12 protein-coding genes are annotated in these 17,004 nt (G+C 68.6%); 4 read left to right on the top strand and 8 right to left on the bottom strand.

The window, feature by feature from the left end; translation table 11 throughout:
* Positions 1-736: 736 nt before the first annotated feature.
* Positions 737-2,740, top strand: a complete 2,004-nt coding sequence (locus V7Q42_RS20045) for a M23 family metallopeptidase (protein WP_333826035.1) — start codon at positions 737-739, stop codon at positions 2,738-2,740.
* 246 nt (positions 2,741-2,986) lie between these two features.
* Positions 2,987-4,171: an E22 family MetX-like putative esterase gene (locus V7Q42_RS20040; RefSeq protein ID WP_333826034.1), complete on the top strand. Its 1,185-nt coding sequence runs from the start codon at positions 2,987-2,989 to the stop codon at positions 4,169-4,171.
* Between the two features lie 66 nt (positions 4,172-4,237).
* Here the strand turns inward: V7Q42_RS20040 and V7Q42_RS20035 are convergent, their stop codons facing one another.
* Complete coding sequence (locus V7Q42_RS20035) at positions 4,238-4,735, bottom strand: glutathione peroxidase (protein ID WP_333826033.1); 498 nt, start codon at positions 4,733-4,735, stop codon at positions 4,238-4,240.
* A gap of 120 nt (positions 4,736-4,855) precedes the next feature.
* Complete coding sequence (clpB, locus tag V7Q42_RS20030) at positions 4,856-7,450, bottom strand: ATP-dependent chaperone ClpB (protein WP_333826032.1); 2,595 nt, start codon at positions 7,448-7,450, stop codon at positions 4,856-4,858.
* 266 nt (positions 7,451-7,716) lie between these two features.
* On the opposite strand from clpB, the gene V7Q42_RS20025 reads away from it, so the two are divergent.
* The gene (locus tag V7Q42_RS20025; protein ID WP_333826031.1) at positions 7,717-8,478 is read left to right on the top strand and encodes an MOSC domain-containing protein; all 762 of its coding nucleotides are present in this window, start codon (positions 7,717-7,719) and stop codon (positions 8,476-8,478) included.
* Positions 8,479-8,574: 96 nt separating this feature from the next.
* On the opposite strand, the gene V7Q42_RS20020 is transcribed toward V7Q42_RS20025, so the two are convergent.
* The 5 genes from V7Q42_RS20020 to V7Q42_RS20000 form a co-directional block, all read right to left on the bottom strand.
* A complete protein-coding gene (locus V7Q42_RS20020) occupies positions 8,575-9,558 on the bottom strand; it encodes a DUF4167 domain-containing protein (protein ID WP_333826030.1) in 984 nt (327 codons plus the stop codon).
* A gap of 517 nt (positions 9,559-10,075) precedes the next feature.
* A complete protein-coding gene (gene prmC, locus V7Q42_RS20015; protein WP_333826029.1) occupies positions 10,076-10,972 on the bottom strand; it encodes a peptide chain release factor N(5)-glutamine methyltransferase in 897 nt (298 codons plus the stop codon).
* Positions 10,969-12,045, bottom strand: a complete 1,077-nt coding sequence (gene prfA, locus V7Q42_RS20010; RefSeq protein WP_333826028.1) for a peptide chain release factor 1 — start codon at positions 12,043-12,045, stop codon at positions 10,969-10,971. The genes prmC and prfA overlap by 4 nt, the downstream gene beginning before the upstream one ends.
* Before the next feature lie 67 nt (positions 12,046-12,112).
* A complete protein-coding gene (gene ptsP / locus V7Q42_RS20005; protein ID WP_442958242.1) occupies positions 12,113-14,389 on the bottom strand; it encodes a phosphoenolpyruvate--protein phosphotransferase in 2,277 nt (758 codons plus the stop codon).
* A 97-nt stretch (positions 14,390-14,486) separates the two neighbouring features.
* Complete coding sequence (locus V7Q42_RS20000; protein ID WP_333826027.1) at positions 14,487-15,761, bottom strand: aspartate kinase; 1,275 nt, start codon at positions 15,759-15,761, stop codon at positions 14,487-14,489.
* 270 nt (positions 15,762-16,031) lie between these two features.
* Between V7Q42_RS20000 and ubiG the strand changes: the two genes are divergently transcribed.
* On the top strand, positions 16,032-16,784 hold the full coding sequence (gene ubiG, locus V7Q42_RS19995; protein WP_333826026.1) for a bifunctional 2-polyprenyl-6-hydroxyphenol methylase/3-demethylubiquinol 3-O-methyltransferase UbiG: 753 nt from the start codon (positions 16,032-16,034) through the stop codon (positions 16,782-16,784).
* A 28-nt stretch (positions 16,785-16,812) separates the two neighbouring features.
* On the opposite strand, the gene V7Q42_RS19990 is transcribed toward ubiG, so the two are convergent.
* Positions 16,813-17,004: hypothetical protein (locus tag V7Q42_RS19990; RefSeq protein WP_333826025.1), on the bottom strand; the 192-nt coding region annotated here is incomplete at its 5' end.

Genomic DNA, 17,004 nt, shown 5'->3' with positions numbered 1-17,004 from the left:
CGGACGGTTTCAACACTCTCTTCGGTCTGACCGAATTCAGTGACCTTCAACACCTCTCCAGGACCGCTCGCAACCCCCTCTCGGGAGCCGCTCTCGACCTTGCGGAGCGAAGGATTTCGTCGCCAGCAGCGTGTGCCGCCGTCGTTGGAGCGGGTTATAGGCCCCTCTTTTCTCCCCGTCAACACCTTCCGCGAAAATTCCGCGAATTTTTCGCCGGCTCCCCGGAAATGGCGGAAAACTGCGCTGTTTCAGTCGGTTGCGTTATCGCGGAGGGGCCGCTCGCTCGGCCCGCGAGGTCCCGATCCGGCCGAAGAACCCGCCTTTCCCAGCCCTTCCGACGCCGATCTCGACGGTCTCGCGCCGATTTCGGCAGAATGCCCGACGCACGGGCCGGCCGACCGACCGGACCTCCCTCGTCTCCCCGGCTCGCGGTCGGCTCGACGTCGGGACGTACGCCCACGGCGCTCGCGCGTTCCCGCTTTCCGCGCCGGATCTGCGGCTTCTTCCGGCGAGACGTTGACGCGCCACGCGCGCGAAGGCACTTTCGCAGACGGTGCTTCGCCACGGTGACCGCGGCGATTCACGGTGAGTCCCCGGCGCTTCGGCGCGCCGCCGACGCGGAACCGCCATGATCGGCGGTCAGAAGCGACGGGATGTGCCGCCACGCGATGATTCTCGCGACGGCATCGAGCCTCGTTCGATCTCGACGAGAGCGGACCATGAACCGAGAGGTATGATGAGACACGGGCCGAGGCCGGAGGGACGCGACGGGATCGATCTCGGCGACGACGTGCCGTTGCACGTCGACGGCGGCGTCGATCGTTTCGACCGGCGCGCCGTGTCGCTGCGCTGGCTGACCGGCACCGTCCTCACCGCCCTCACCTCCACCTTCCTGATGGGTGGCGCCCTCTACGTCGCCCTCGACGGCCGCCACACGCTCGCCGCGGTACCGGCCGAACTGTCGACGCCGGTCGATCGGACGGAGAAGACCGAGGCCCCGATCGTGATGGGCACCGGCGTTCTCGCCAAGGCCGATCGTCTACCGCGCCTCAACGAGCGCGTCGGCACACGCCAGGTGTTGAACCTCTCGACGCTGACCCGCATCGGCGATCGCGATCTCGTCCGCGTCCGCCCTTTCGTCCGCGTCTCCGCGCCGCTGACCATGCGCAAGGCCGACACCACCGCCGAGATCCCGCCCTTCAATCCGCTGAAGGTCTTCGCCGACGCCGACATCCTCTCCGGACGCTCCTCCGGCGCCAAGAACCCGTCCTTCTACGACGCCGACGTCGAAGGCGAGATCACGCTACGGACGCGCGACCTGCCCTCCGACACCGCCAACTTCGATCCCGACGTCGTCATGGTGGCCGCCGAAGTCGAGCGCATCGTCGCCGATCAGGCCCGCTTCCTCTCCGACGGCTCGATCCAGACCGCCGCTCTGCCGGTTTCCGACGGCTCCTCCTTCGGTGTCTTCTCGGCTCCCGCCGGCGTCACCTCGGCGCTCGCCATGCGCATCGTTCCGGAGAACGTCTCGTTCTTCCCCAAGAGCGACAGCGAGCTGGGCGGCGCTCAGACCGGCAACGGCCTCGACGAGAAGACCGTCACCGTCGACCGCAACGACACGCTGAAGTCGTTGATCAAGGACGCCGGGGGTGACGACAAGACGGTGACCGACGTCGCCAAGGCACTGGCCAAGAGCTTCGACATCCGCGGCCTCGAGCAGGGTCAGAAGATCCGTATCGGCACCGCCAAGATCGACCTCTCCGAGAAGTTGAAGCCAGTCCGCGTCTCGATCTACGGTCGCGACGGCGCCCATCTCGGCACCGTGGCGCTCGACGACTACGGCGCTTTCGTCGGCGCCGAGGAACCCGGGGTCGGCACCGACGCCGCCGCGGAGGACGAAGACGAGACCGTCGCCGAAGCCAGCGGCGTGCCCTCGCTCTATTACAGCCTCTACCAGACGGCGCTCGACAACCAGATCTCGCGCAAGCTGATCAAGCAGTTGGTCGACATCTACTCCTTCGACGTCGATTTCAATCAGCGGGTCAAGCACGGCGATCAGTTCGAAGTGCTCTACACGTCCGACGACGACGACGGCGACCCGAAGACCTCGCAGGAGATCCTCTATGCGGCGATCTCGGTCGCCGGCCAGCCGCGGAAGTATTATCGCTACCGTTCGCCCGACGACGGATCCGTCGACTACTACGACGAGACCGGAAAGAGCGCCAAGAAGTTCCTGATGCGCAAGCCGATGGACGGCGGCATCTACCGATCCGGATTCGGCGGCCGCCGTCACCCGGTCTACCGCTACTATCGCATGCACACCGGCGTCGATTGGGCGGCTCCCAGCGGAACGCCGATCTTCGCGTCGGGCAACGGCACCGTCGTCGACGCCGGCTGGAAGGGCGGTTACGGGCGTTATGTCCGTCTCCAACACAACAACGGCTATGAAACCGGCTACGGTCACATGTCCGGCTTCGCCCGCGGCATCGAGAAGGGCGTTCGCGTCCGCCAGGGCCAGATCATCGGCTACGTCGGCTCCACCGGCGTCTCCACCGGACCGCATCTCCACTACGAGGTGTTGATCAACTCCGCCTTCGTCGACCCGATGCGCGTGAAACTGCCGCGTGGCAAGGAACTCGGCGGTCCGGTGCTCGCCGAGTTCAAACGCGAGCGCGAGCGCATCGACGCGTTGATGTCGAAGTCGCCGATCATGAACAAGCTCGCCTCGAGCATGAACTGACCGCGCCGGTCGTCCCCGGAAATTTTCCATCTCGACGGCGCACGGACGATTGTTCGTGACGGACGTTGCTGCGAACCTGTCGCAACGTCGGCGGGTGTCGGGGGACCTCCATCCGCATCGACGCGATCCGGCCGCCTCGTTCCATCGTGGGGCGACGGGCGGTCACGGAAAGAGAAGCGGCGACGTCGCGACCCCGGGCTCGAACCGGCGCGGTGCGTACGCCGTTCGAACGAGGGGGAGATGCGCATGACCTTCTGGAAGAGTTGCCTCGTCGCCGGCGTCCTCGCCGCTGCGACCTTCGCGCCGGTCGCCGCCGACGACATGATCGTCGAGAAGAAGACCTTCGCCCTACCGAGCTACACCACCGTCGCCGGTGCCACCATCAAGGACGTCAAGATCGGTTGGGAGGCCTACGGCACGCTCGCCGCCGACAAGTCGAACGCCATCCTGATCAATCACTTCTTCTCCGGCAACAGCCACGCCGCCGGCAAGTACAAGGCCGACGACAAGCTCCCCGGTTACTGGGACGCCATCATCGGCCCGGGCAAGGCGATCGACACGAACAAGTACTACGTCATCTCGTCCGACACGCTGGTCAATCTCAACACCGGCCTGCCGACCACCGTCACCACCGGCCCGGCGACGGTGAACCCCGACACCGGCAAGCCCTACGGGACCACCTTCCCGGTCGTCTCGATCGCCGACTTCGTGCGGGTGGAGAAGGCGCTGGTCGAGAGTCTCGGCATCAAGAAGCTCAGGATGGTCGCCGGCGCCTCGATGGGCGCGCTGCAGACCTACGAATGGGCCGCGTCGAACCCCGAGATGGTCGACCGCATCATGCCGGTGATCGGCACCGCATTCGCCGACGATTTCCTCGTCGGCTGGCTCGACGTCTGGGCCGACCCGATCCGAGCCGATCAGAACTGGAACGGCGGCGACTACTACGGCAAGGAACCGCCACTCGCCGGCCTCGCCGCGGCGCTGAAGGTGGTCTCGCATCACGCCTCGCACTGGGAGATCACCGACGAGGTCAACGCCGGCGCCTGGGCCGATCCGGCGAAGGACCCGGCGAAGAGCCTCGACGCCAGGTTCAAGGTCCAGGCGACCCTCGACGCGGCCGGCGCCATCCGCGCCAAGGTCTCCGACGCCAACCACTTCCTCTATCTGGTCAAGGCCAACCAGCTCTACGCGCCCGGCGGCGCCAAGTCGCTCGACGAAGCCGCCGCCAAGATCAGGGCGCCGGCGCTGGTGATCTACCAGCCGAAGGATCTGGTCTTCCCCGGCGTCGCGGTCGAGGCGAGCATCGCCGCCCTGAAGAAGGCCGGCAACCCGGTCGAGAGCATCGTCCTCCAGGGCAAGCGCGGCCACCTCGACGGCGTCCTGTCGATGGCCCAGGCGGCCGACGCGATCCGAGCTTTCGTCGACAAGTGAGCCCGACGGGCGATTCCGCGAACGAGAAGGCCGCCCCCGGGGGCGGCCTTCTCGTTCGCAGGTGCCTCATTCCCGACGCAGCGCCGTGACGATGTCGGTCTCCAGCGCTTCGGGGCTGGTGAGGGGCGCGTAGCGATCGAGCGGCCGGCCGTCCCGGCCGATCAGGAATTTGGTGAAGTTCCATTTGATTCGCCCCCCGAGCAGACCGGGAAGCGCCGAGGTCAGCCAGCGGAAGACCGGATGGGCGTCCGGGCCGTTGACCTCGACCTTCTCGAACATCTGGAAGGCGACGCCGAAGCCGGTGGTACAGGCCTCGATCGAATCGCGTTCGCCCGGCTCCTGCCCGCCGAACTGATTGCAGGGGAAGCCGAGGATGGCGAGACCCTCGGCAGCGTAGCGTTCGTGCAACGCCTCGAGGCCGGCATACTGATGGGTGAAGCCGCAGCGGCTCGCCGTGTTGACCACCAGCACGACCTTCCCCCGATAGCGCGAGAAGTCGATCTCCTCGCCGTCGAGGGCGCGAGCCGAGAGGTCGTGGAAACCGGCGCTCTTCGAAACTGCCACGTCACGCCCTCTCGCGCCGGCGACGCGAGCCCCCTCGACCGTCGGACGGCCGCGTGAACTCGCCTCGTGAAACGGACCCGCCGGGGTCTCGTTCGACCCCGGCGGATGGATCCTGCGGCATCACGCCGCCGCGCCGACCTCGTTGGCCACCGCGAAGTGCAGTCGGTCGCCGCCGCCGGAGATCGACACGGCGGCGCCGTCGCCGATCTCGCCCATCAGGATCTTCTCGGCGAGCGGATCCTGCACCTCGCGCTGGATGACGCGCTTCAGCGGCCGCGCCCCGTAGGCCGGGTCGTAGCCGCGATCGGCGAGCCACTCCCGCGCCGAGGGTTCGAGCGCCAGCGTGATCCGCCGATCGGCGACGAGCCGTTCCAACCGAGCGAACTGGATGTCGACGATCCGTCCCATCTCCGACCGCTTGAGCCGGTGGAAGAGCAGGATGTCGTCGAGTCGGTTGAGGAACTCCGGCCGGAAGTGGGCGCGCACCATCGCCATGACGGCGTCGCGCGCCTTGTCGACGTCCTCACCCTCGCCGAGATCGACGAGGAACTCGGCGCCGATGTTCGAGGTCAGCACGATGATCGTATTGCGGAAGTCGACCGTGCGGCCCTGGCCGTCGGTCAACCGCCCGTCGTCGAGCACCTGGAGGAGCACGTTGAATACGTCCGAGTGAGCCTTCTCGACCTCGTCGAAGAGCACCACCTGATAGGGCCGGCGACGCACCGCTTCGGTCAGCGCTCCGCCCTCTTCGTAACCGACGTAGCCCGGAGGTGCGCCGATCAGCCGGGCGACGGAATGCTTCTCCATGTACTCGGACATGTCGATGCGGACCATCGCCTGATCGTCGTCGAAGAGGAAGGCGGCGAGCGCCTTGGTGAGTTCGGTCTTGCCGACGCCGGTGGGGCCGAGGAACATGAACGAGCCGATCGGCCGGTTCGGGTCCTGGAGCCCCGCCCGCGCCCGACGCACCGCGGTCGAGACCGCATGCACCGCCTCCGCCTGACCGACGACGCGCTTGGCGAGCTCGTCCTCCATGCGCAAGAGCTTCTCGCGCTCGCCTTCGAGCATCTTGTCGACCGGCACGCCGGTCCAGCGCGAGACGACCGCGGCGACCTGATCGGCGGTGACCGATTCGCGCGCCGAACGGCCGTCGCCCTTGGCCTCGATCTCCTTCAGCTTCGCTTCGAGCCCGGGGATGACGCCGTAGGAAAGCTCGCCGGCGCGGTCGTAACGACCGGCCCGCTGCGCCTGCTCGAGCTCGGTCCGCGCCTGTTCGAGCGCCTCCTTGACCTTGGTCGCCGACGCCAACTCGTCCTTCTCGGCCTGCCATTTGGCGGTCATCTCTGCCGATTCCTGCTCGAGTTCGGCGAGTTCGCGCTCCAGCCGGACGAGCCGGTCCTTGGAGGCCTGATCGGTCTCCTTCTTCAGCGCCTCGCGCTCGATCTTGAGCTGGATCACCCGGCGATCGAGTTCGTCGAGCTCTTCCGGCTTCGAATCGACCTGCATCCGGAGCCGCGACGAGGCCTCGTCGACCAGATCGATGGCCTTGTCGGGCAGGAAGCGGTCGGTGATGTAGCGGTTCGACAGCGTCGCGGCGGCGACGATCGCCGAATCGGCGATGCGCACCCCGTGATGCAGCTCGTACTTCTCCTTCAGGCCGCGCAGGATCGAGATCGTGTCCTCGACCGTCGGCTCGGAGACGAACACCGGCTGGAAGCGTCGGGCGAGCGCCGCGTCCTTTTCGACGTGTTTGCGGTACTCGTCCAGCGTGGTGGCGCCGACGCAGTGCAGCTCGCCGCGGGCGAGCGCCGGCTTCAGGAGATTGGAGGCGTCCATCGCCCCTTCCGACTTGCCGGCGCCGACCAGCGTGTGCATCTCGTCGATAAACAGGACGATGCCGCCCTCGGCCGCCTGGACCTCGGAGAGCACGCCCTTGAGCCGCTCCTCGAACTCGCCGCGATACTTCGCCCCGGCGATGAGCGCGCCCATGTCGAGCGCCATCAGCTTCTTGTCCTTGAGGCTCTCCGGCACGTCGCCGTTGATGATCCGCAGCGCCAGCCCTTCGACGATGGCGGTCTTGCCGACGCCGGGCTCGCCGATCAGGACGGGATTGTTTTTGGTACGCCGGCTCAGGACCTGGATGGTCCGGCGAATCTCCTCGTCGCGGCCGATGACCGGGTCGAGTTTGCCGTCCTTGGCCGCCTGGGTCAGGTCGCGGGCATATTTCTTCAGCGCGTCGTACTGGTTCTCGGCCGAGGCGGTGTCGGCGGTGCGGCCCTTGCGGATCGCCTCGATCGCGGCGTTGAGACCGGACGGCGTCACGCCGGCGTTCGCCAGGATCTTGCCGGCGTCGCTGTCCTTGTCGAGAGCGATCGCCAACAGCAGCCGTTCGACGGTGACGTAGCTGTCGCCCGCCTTCTCGGCGATCTTCTCGGCCTGATCGAAGAGCCGCGCCGTCGCCGGCGCCAGATAGAGCTGGCCCGACCCACCCGAGACCTTGGGCAGCTTGTCGAGCGCCCGGTCGGTGGCGGCGAGCGCCTCGCGCGACCGGCCGCCGGCGCGGTCGATGAGACCGGAGGCGAGGCCCTGGTCGTCTTCGAGCAGCTCCTTCAGGACATGCTCGGGGGTGAATTGCTGGTGGCCCTGCGACAGCGCCCGGGTCTGGGCCGACTGCAGGAAACCGCGGGCGCGCTCGGTGAACTTCTCGAGATTCATGTCGTTCCTCCTGGCCCGTCGCGTCTCCGCCCATTCTGGCACGGTTCGCGGCGTCTCCGGATCGATGAGCGGAGCCTCCGGCCCCCGTACGGGCGGCCGGCGAGACCCCTGTCGAAGCGGATATGGGAGACGGTCCCGCGGTTTTGAAGGGGGCCACGGGCGACTGCGTGCGACTGCGGAGGCCCGCGACGATCGCCCCGTCGCGCCGTTCTTGACGCGCCGCCCGCAGCCGCCTACCGCTCGGGCGAGAGCCCGAGGAGAACGACATGGAACCGCAGGTCACCGCCCTCTACCGCTATCCCGTGAAGGGCTTCTCGCCCGACCCGCTCACCCGCATCGATCTCGTCGCCGGCGAGTGCATGCCTTTCGACCGCGCCTTCGCCATCGAGAACGGTCCCTCCGGCTTCGATCCGGCCGAACCGAAGCATCTGCCCAAGATGCTGTTCTTCTGCCTGATGAAGAACCCGTCGCTCGCCGAGGTCGTCACCCGCTTCGAGGCGGCGACGCTGCGCTTCGTCGTCGCCGAGCGCGACGGCCGCATCGTCTTCGACGACAGCCTCGCGGGCGAAGCCGGCCGCGACGCCCTCGCCGCTTTCGTCGCCGAACGTTTCCCCGGCGAGGTGCGCGGCACGCCGAAGACCCTCGTCTCTCCCGGCCATTCCTTCTCCGACGTCGCCAAGAAGGTGCTGCATCTGGTCAATCTGGAGACGCTGCGCGCCCTCGAGGCGAAATTCGGCGCGCCCCTCGACCCGGTCCGCTTTCGCGGCAACGTCGTCGTCGACGGCCTGCCCGCCTTCGCCGAACTCGACTGGGCCGCGGGCAAGCGAGTGACCATCGGCACCACCCCCTTCGAGATGGTCAAGCGCACCGAACGCTGCGCCGCCACCCGCGTCGATCCGAGCCGCGGCGTGCGCGACCTCGACGTCCCGCGTTTCCTCATGGCGACGCTCGGCCATACCGATTGCGGCGTCTACCTGCGCAGTCTGGAAAACGGCCCGATCGCCGTCGGCGACGTCGTCGTGGTCTGACTTCCTCGCACCCGATGATGAAGAAGGCCCGGTGCGGTCTCCCGCCCGGGCCTTCTTCTCATCGAGCGAGCGTGGTGCCGCGCTCGGCCGGTCCGATCAATCCTCGACGGCCGCCGCGGCGCCGGCTTCCGCCGCGCCCTCTGCTTCGGCGAACTCCGGACGGCGTCCGCGACCGCGACCACCCCGGGTGCGGCGGCGCGGCGTCTCGCCCTCCTCCGCTTCCGGCGCTTCGGCCGGAGCGGCGGCAGCAGCCACCGCCGCGACGGCGGCACGCGGCGGCGCCGCGGTCAGGAAGGCCGGCAGGGCGTCGAGACGGCTCTCGTCCGCCTCCTCCCGCCCGCTCGCCTCGGCTCGACCCTCGCGCGGCTCGCGCTCGAAACGGCCCTCGCCGCGGGCATGACGTTCGCGCGGCGGACGACCGCCCTCGCCTCGGCTCTCGCTGCGCCCTTCGCCGCGGAAGTCGCCGCGACCGCGCGGGAAACGACCACGACCGCGGTCCTGGCGACGGTCGTCGCCCCGGTCGGCCACCACGCGCTCCAGCGCCGAATCGTCGACGAAGGGCTGCGGCGCATCGGTCGGCATGTAGCCGTCGCCACCTTCGACCTCGATCTGCCGGCGGAACGGCGCGCGACCTTCGCCCCGCGGCTCACGCGGCTCTCGCTGCGTTTCGTTGCGCATCTCGGCATTGCCGTTGATGTCGCCACCGCGGCCGCGACTGTCGAAGCGGGTGTCGGCGTAGCTCTCCTCGCCCTCGTCCTCGTCGTCGTCGGACTGGATGTCGGAGCGCACCACCGGCATCGGCTGCGGCATCGCCGCCTGCGCTGCCGCGATGATGCGATAATAGTGCTCGGCGTGCTGGAGATAGCTCTCCGCCAGGACCGGATCGCCGCTCGACTGGGCGTCGCGGGCGAGAGAAACGTATTTGTCGGCGATGTGGAGCGCGGTGCCGCGGATCTTCACGTCGGGACCGGTCGATTCGTAGGTCCGGCTCAGCGGGTTGGGCCCCTTGCGACCGGTGTTGCCACCGCCACCGCCGCCACCACGACCCCGCATCCTCTTGTTGGAATTGCCCTGTCTCATCCTGCTGCGATCTCGTCCGAGGAAAAAACGCCGCCGGCGCCATCGCGACCGTCGGTTCGGCCCGCCCTCGAGGGTCGGGCGCCATGCACTCCGGATCACCATCCGGAGCCATTGCCGATCGCCGGTACGGTCCGGCGACGAGGAATGGCTCCCACTTGGAGCGTGTCTCACCCGGCGGCTCGTTCATCGGGCTCGCCCCCGCGACGTCCCGACGACGGCATCGCCGCACGAAACACCGGTCACGACCGGTTCGGAACAGAACACGCGGGGTTCGGGCTTCACGCGCCCATCGGGGTTCGGAAGACGGACCGAAGGAGCACCGGCTCGACCTCGGGAGGTCGGATCCGCCGACGTCGGACGATTTCTCGCCCCGCGATCACGGCTCCGGTGGCACCGCCATTTCGGCACCCGCCGGTCGACCGCGCGTCGACGCTCTGCTTCGGTGCTCGGAAACTATCGATTTCTCGGCGAATTTCCAAGGCTTATTTTCCGCATCCCGCGGTTCTTTCCCGCGCGATCACCCGGCGCCACCTCGACGTGCCACGACCACCCGATCGCGGCCGGCGAGATCGCATATGGTTTCGATCCGCTCGAAACCGTGCCCGGCGAGAAGGCCTCCGACGTCGCGCCCCTGCCGCCAACCGATCTCGACCGCCAGGAGGCCGCCCGGTTTCAACGCCTGCGCCGCCTGCGGCGCGATCGCCCGATAGGCGTCGAGACCGTCGGTGCCGCCGTCGAGCGCCAATGCCGGATCGTGCAGGCGCACCTCGGCATCCAGCGTCGCGATCTCGGCGGTCGCGATGTAGGGCGGATTGGAGACGACCGCGTCGAAGGCGCCGGACGCCGCCATCGCCGCATAGGACCCGCGGACGAAACCCGCGCGCGCCGCCACACCGTTGTGCTCGGCGTTCGCCCGCGCCGCCGCGAGCGCCGGTTCCGAAAGATCCGTCCCGACGCCGAAAGCCGCCGGCCGCGCCGCCAGCACCGCCACCAGCACCGCCCCCGACCCCACCCCGAGATCGGCGAAGACGAAGGGGGCGTCGGCGGCGAACCGGGCGAGAACCGCCTCCACCAACGTTTCGGTGTCCGGCCGCGGCACCAGGGTTTCCGGCGCGAGACGGAATTCCAGCCCGTGGAACCACGCCGTGCCGAGGATCCGTTGCAGCGGTTCGCCGGCGATCCGTCGCCGTGCCGCCGCCGCCAACCGCTGCGCCGCATCGCCGTCGACGGCTCGAGTCGTGCCGACGACCAGCCCGGTCAGGTCGAGCGCGAGAACGCGGCCGACAAGCATCCGCGCCTCGGCCGCCGCTCCCACGTGACCGGCGGCGGCGAAGGCGTCGCGCACCGCCCGGATCGCCCCGGCGACGTCGAGCCCGGCCGCGTCGAGCCGATCGAGAGGCGCGCCGCCACTCATCCCTCGCCCTCCGCCGCCAACAGGCGCAGCTGATGGTCGGTGACCAGCGCGTCGATGACCTCGTCGAGCGCCGAGCCGTCGAGCACCTGCGGCAGCTTGTAGAGGGTCAGGTCGATGCGATGGTCGGTGACCCGGCCCTGACCGAAATTGTAGGTGCGGATGCGCTCCGATCGGTCGCCGGATCCGACCTGGGTGCGGCGATCCGCCGCGCGCGCCTCGTCGAGCCGCCGCCGCTCGATGTCGTAGAGGCGCGCCCTCAGGAGCATCAGCGCCTTGGCGCGATTCTGATGCTGCGAGCGCTCCTCCTGGACCGCCACGGCGATGCCGGTCGGCAGATGGGTGACCCGCACCGCGCTGTCGGTCTTGTTGACGTGCTGGCCGCCGGCGCCCGAAGCGCGGAACGTGTCGAAGACGAGGTCGGCGTCGGCGATGCGCACGTCGACCTCCTCGGCCTCCGGCAGCACCGCCACCGTCGCCGCCGAGGTGTGGATGCGCCCGCCCGATTCGGTCACCGGCACCCGCTGCACCCGATGCACCCCCGATTCGAACTTGAGCCGGCCGTAGACCCCGGCCCCGGAGATCTCGGCGACGATCTCCTTGAAGCCGCCCATTTCGCCCTCCGAGGCCGAGATCACCTCGACCCTCCAGCCGTGGAGGGAGGCGTGGCGTTCGTACATGCGGAAGAGATCACCGGCGAAGAGCGCCGCTTCGTCGCCGCCGGTCCCGGCCCGAACCTCGAGGATCACCGAACGCGCGTCGGCCGCATCCTTCGGCAGCAGCGCCAGCCGCACCTCGTGCTCGAGCTCGGCGACCCGCGCCACGACCTCCTCGCGCTCGGCTTCGGCGAGGGCGCGCATCTCCGCATCCGTCGCCGCATCGCCGAGGAGCTGATCGATCCCGGCGAGTTCGCCCTCCGCGCTCTTCAGCGCCCGGATGCGCGCCACGACGGGCGCCAGCTCGGCGTGATCGCAGGCGAGCCGGACGTAGTCGCCCCCCTCCGATCCCGCCGCCATACGTGCTTCGAGCACGGCGAACCGATCGAGAACGACATCGAGCTTGGCGGAAAGGGACATGGGAGAAGCCGAGGACGAGGAGACGGACGGGCCGGATCGGGCGCACCGCGCCCGCGTCACCACCCCGCTAGGGCTGGACCGGAATGCCCTGCTCTTCGGCGAAGGCGCGCAGCATGGCGCGGATGTCGTCGGTCGGCCGCCCCGCCTCGAGCCGCGGCAACAGCCGGGCGCGGAGCTTGGCGACGTCGAGCTCCAGCAACATCGTCTTCACCGGGCCGACCGACGACGACGCCATCGACAGCGAACGATAACCGAGCCCGATCAGCGCCATCGCCTCCAGCGGCTTGCCCGACAGCTCGCCGCACAGGGTCAGCGGCACATGGTGCTCGGCGGCCTTGTCCTGGATCAGCTTCAGCATCCTGAGGAACGGCCGCGACATCGCATCGTAGCGCGTCGTCATCCGGTTGTTGCCGCGATCGGCGGCCATGGCGAACTGGAAGAGGTCGTTGGAGCCGACCGAAGCGAAATGGACGCGGGCGAAGAGTTCGTCGAGCTGGAACAGCAGCGACGGCACCTCGATCATCACCCCGAGCTTGATCGTCTCGGGAAGTTCGTAGCCGACACGCTTGAGGAAGTGCTTCTCCCGCTCGACCAGCGCCTGCGCCTTCTCGAACTCGGAGACCTCGGTGATCATCGGGAACATCAGGCGCAATTCGCGCCCCGCCGCCGCCTTCAACAGCGCCCGCACCTGGATGCGCAGGAGGCCGGGACGATCGAGGCCGATGCGGATCGCCCGCCAGCCCATCGCCGGGTTCTCCTCCTCCTCGAAGTTCTGCGCGTAGGGCAGAACCTTGTCGCCACCGATGTCGAGCGAGCGGAAGGTGACCGGCTTGCCGCCCGACGACTCGAGCACCTTGCGGTAGAGGCCCTCCTGCTCGCCGATGCGCGGGAACGACGAGGCGACCATGAACTGCAGTTCGGTGCGGAACAGGCCGATACCGGAGGCGCCGGAATCCTCGAGATGCGGCAGGTCGAGGAAGAGGCCGGAATTGAGCAGCAGCTGGACGTGCTGGCCGTCCTTGGTGATCGACGGCCGCGACTTGAGGCGCCGGTACTGCGCCTGCCGCCGCGCCCGGAAACGCACCTTCTCGGCGAAGGCCGACTCGACGTCCGGCGCCGGGCGCAGATGCACCGTGCCGAGTTCGCCGTCGACGACGATCGCGTCGCCGGTCTCCACCAGCGACACCACGCCCGGGATCTGGCCGACGATCGGCACGCCCATCGAGCGGGCGACGATCGAGATGTGGCTGGTCGCGGCGCCCTCTTCGAGCACCAGGCCCTTGATCCGGTCGCGGTCGTAGTCGAAGAGGTCCGCCGCCCCCATGTTGCGGGCGACGATCACCGCATCCTTGGGCAGGACGCCGGAGACCGGTCCGTGCGGCCGGCCCATCAGCTCGCGGATGAGGCGGTTGGCCAGCGCGTCGAAATCGTGCAGGCGCTCGCGGAGATAGGGATCGGTCTGGCGCAGCATGCGGGCGCGGGTGTCCGACTGGACCTTCTCGACCGCCGCTTCCGCCGTCAGGCCGTTCTTGACGGCCTCCTCCATCTTGCGCACCCAACCGCGGTCGTAGGCGAACATGCGATAGGCTTCGAGCACGTCGCGATGTTCGCCGACCGGCTCGACGTCGGAGCGCTGCAACAGGTCGTCGACCGAGATGCGCAGCTTCTCGATCGCCGCTTCGAGGCGATTGAGCTCGCGCCGGGCATCGTCGGCGATGAGATCGGAGACGACGACGCGCGGCTCGTGCAGCACCACGTGGCCGAGGCCGACACCCTCGCCGAAACCGATGCCCTGCATCTGCATCGGCCGCTTCAGATCGAGCGACGAGCCGGGCTCCAACAGCGGCTCGAGGCCGCCGGCGGCGATCATCTCGGCGATGATCATCGCCGTGGTCTGGAGGACCTCGACCTCTTCTTCCTGATAGGTGCGGTGCGCCTTGTTCTGGACGACCAGGACGCCGAGGGTGCGGCCGGCACGCAGGATCGGCACGCCGAGGAAGGCGTTGAAGATCTCTTCGCCGGTCTCCGGCTTGTAGGCGAAGGCCGGATGCGACTGGGCGTTCGGCAGGTTGAGGCAGCGCGCGTCCGCCGCGATCAGGCCGACCAGACCCTCGCCGACCTTCAGCGAGGTCTGGTGCACCGCCTCGCGCTTCAGACCGATGGTGGCGGTCAGTTCGAGGACGTTGTCGGCGCGCAGCACATAGACCGAGCAGACCTCGGCCACCATGTTGGAGGCGATCTGTTCGACGATCTTGTCGAGCCGATCCTGCGCGGCGATCGGCTCCGCCATGACCTCGCGCAGCCGGCGGAGCAGCAGACGTGGCGCGCCGAGAGTCCCTCTCAACTCCGCTCCTCCCCGGTCACGGTCGGACGCGGCACGGTATCGTGCGCGCCCCATGGGCGATCGGTCGCGGCGCCCGTCGAACGGGCACCGGCCGCCCTCAATGCTTATCGAGACCGTAGATCGAATGCAAAGTGCGAACCGCCAGTTCGGTGTATTCCGCATCGATCAGCACCGAGATCTTGATCTCGGAGGTGGTGATGGCGCGGATGTTGATGCCCTTGGAGGCGAGCGCCGTGAACGCTTGGGCGGCGACGCCGGCGTGGGAACGCATGCCGATGCCGATCACCGAGACCTTGACCACGTCGGACGACGAGTCGATCGCCACGTCGCCGATGTGATCGCGCGCACCCTCGAGCACCGCCCGGGCCCGGGCCTCGTCGGCCGCCGGCACGGTGAAGGTGATGTCGGTGGTGGCCCCGTCGGCGGTCGTGTTCTGCACGATCATGTCGACGTTGATGTTGGCCTCGGCGAGCGGCCCGAAGACGCTCGAGGCGATGCCGGGCTTGTCGGCGACGCGGCGCAGCGAGATCTGAGCCTCGTCCTTGGAATAGGCGATGCCGGTGACGACCTGATTTTCCACGATCTCGTCCTCGTCGCAGATGAGCGTTCCCGGAGGATTGCCGTTCTCGTCGACGCCGACGCTGTCGGGATCGTCGAAGCTCGAACGGACGAAGGTCCGGACCTTGTAGACCATGGCGAGCTCGACCGAGCGCACCTGGAGAACCTTGGCCCCGAGCGAGGCCATTTCCAACATCTCTTCGAAGGCCACCTTCTCCAGCCGCCGCGCCTTCGGCACGATGCGCGGGTCGGTGGTGTAGACGCCGTCGACGTCGGTGTAGATGTCGCAGCGATCGGCGTGGATCGCCGCCGCGATCGCCACCGCCGAGGTGTCGGAGCCGCCGCGGCCGAGGGTGGCGACGCGGCCGGTCGGGCCGATGCCCTGGAAGCCGGCGATGACGGCGACCTCGCCCGCCTCCATCGAGGCGATCATGTTCGAGCCGTCGATGTCCATGATGCGGGCCGAGCCGTGGGCGTCGTCGGTGACGAGCGGGATCTGCCAGCCCTGCCAGGACCGCGCCGGAATGCCCATCGACTGCAGCACGATGGCGAGCAGGCCCGAGGTCACCAGTTCGCCGGAGGCGACCACCGCGTCGTATTCCATCTGGTCGAAGAGACCGCCCTTGGCCGTCCCCGACGCCGCGGCGTCGGCGACGTAGCCGACCAGCGTGTTGGTGACGCCCGACATCGCCGAGACGACGACCGCCACCTGATGGCCGGCCTTCACCTCGCGGGCGACGTGGCGGGCGACGTTGCGGATGCGCTCGACATTGGCGACGGACGTACCGCCGAACTTCAGGACCAGACGGGCCATCGACGAGGGGCCTCTCGGAATTCGGGGCAGAGCGCGCGGGGACCCGCGCACGAGACGAGGCTCGACCTTCCGTCTTCGGACGGTCGGTCGATCCCCGCGGAAACGGCGCTTCATACTCGGTTCGCGGCGAGGGATCAACAAAGCGCCGCCTCCGCATTTCTGCGTGTGTGACGCGGCGGGCGCCGCCGTGTCGGCGCCTTCCTCTTGACCTCGGCCGTCCCTCGGTCGACATGATCCATCGAGGCCGAGCGCGGCCGGCGAGGAGAAGCCATGTCCATCCCCCATGCCCAGTCGACCGTCGATGCCGCCGAGATCGGCAACTTCGAGGCGATGGCCGCCGAGTGGTGGGATCCGAACGGCCGGCTGCGCCCGCTCCACGACATGAACCCGATCCGGCTCGAATATCTGAAGCGCGAGATCTCCGCCCGCTTCGGCCGCGACGCCAAGGACAGCCGCGCCTTCGAGGGCCTCTCGATCCTCGACATCGGCTGCGGCGGCGGCCTCCTCACCGAGCCGCTCGCCCGCCTCGGCGCCGCGATGGTCGGGGCCGACGCCGGCGCCGCCAACATCGCCGCGGCGAAGACGCACGCCGAGGCCCAGGGTCTCGCCATCGACTACCGCGCCACCACGGCGGAGGCGCTGGCGGCCGAGGGCGCGCGGTTCGACGTCGTCGTCGCCATGGAGATCGTCGAACACGTCGCCGATCTGCCGCTGTTCCTGCGCGAGATCGCCTCCATGGTGAAGCCCGGCGGCCTCCTGTTCCTCGCCACCATGAACCGCACCCTGAAGAGCTTCGCTCTGGCCATCGTCGGCGCGGAGTACATTCTGCGCTGGCTGCCGATCGGCACCCACGACTGGAAGAAGTTCCTCACCCCGAAGGAGCTGGAGCGCGCGGTGGAAGCCACCGGCCTCGAGGTGCTCGACGCCTGCGGCATGGTCTTCGATCCGCTGCGCGGCCACTGGTCGCTGAAAGCCGGCGATCTCGACGTCAACTATCTGATGGTCGCCGAGCGGCGCGCCTGACGCCGAGCGGCACGTCTCGGAGCCTGTCTCAGAAGTCGGCGGCAGAGGATCGGCGAGGGATTTTTGGATCTCGCCAGGAGGAAAATGATGCCGATATCGAGATATCGGCGAATTTTCCGACGCCGCGAGAGACGAAAAGACCCGTCGAGCCGACCCGTCCGATCTTCTGATGAGACCTGTGCGCGGTTGGACCATCATGTTGATTTGATGCGTTTAATGT

The organism is Pinisolibacter sp. (assembly GCF_036782435.1).
Lineage (GTDB): Bacteria > Pseudomonadota > Alphaproteobacteria > Rhizobiales > Ancalomicrobiaceae > CALBKH01.
The sequence above is the reverse complement of the archived record's forward strand: the minus strand, read 5'-3'. Positions and strand labels throughout refer to the sequence as shown.

Coding starts and splice junctions, on each gene's coding strand:
- prmC (WP_333826029.1), bottom strand. CDS start 10,972: ATGAGTGGCGGCGCGCCTCTCGATCGGCTCGACGCGGCCGGGCTCGAC.
- clpB (WP_333826032.1), bottom strand. CDS start 7,450: ATGAATCTCGAGAAGTTCACCGAGCGCGCCCGCGGTTTCCTGCAGTCG.
- V7Q42_RS20000 (WP_333826027.1), bottom strand. CDS start 15,761: ATGGCCCGTCTGGTCCTGAAGTTCGGCGGTACGTCCGTCGCCAATGTC.
- ubiG (WP_333826026.1), top strand. CDS start 16,032: ATGTCCATCCCCCATGCCCAGTCGACCGTCGATGCCGCCGAGATCGGC.
- V7Q42_RS20025 (WP_333826031.1), top strand. CDS start 7,717: ATGGAACCGCAGGTCACCGCCCTCTACCGCTATCCCGTGAAGGGCTTC.
- V7Q42_RS20045 (WP_333826035.1), top strand. CDS start 737: ATGAGACACGGGCCGAGGCCGGAGGGACGCGACGGGATCGATCTCGGC.
- prfA (WP_333826028.1), bottom strand. CDS start 12,045: ATGTCCCTTTCCGCCAAGCTCGATGTCGTTCTCGATCGGTTCGCCGTG.
- V7Q42_RS20020 (WP_333826030.1), bottom strand. CDS start 9,558: ATGAGACAGGGCAATTCCAACAAGAGGATGCGGGGTCGTGGTGGCGGC.
- V7Q42_RS20040 (WP_333826034.1), top strand. CDS start 2,987: ATGACCTTCTGGAAGAGTTGCCTCGTCGCCGGCGTCCTCGCCGCTGCG.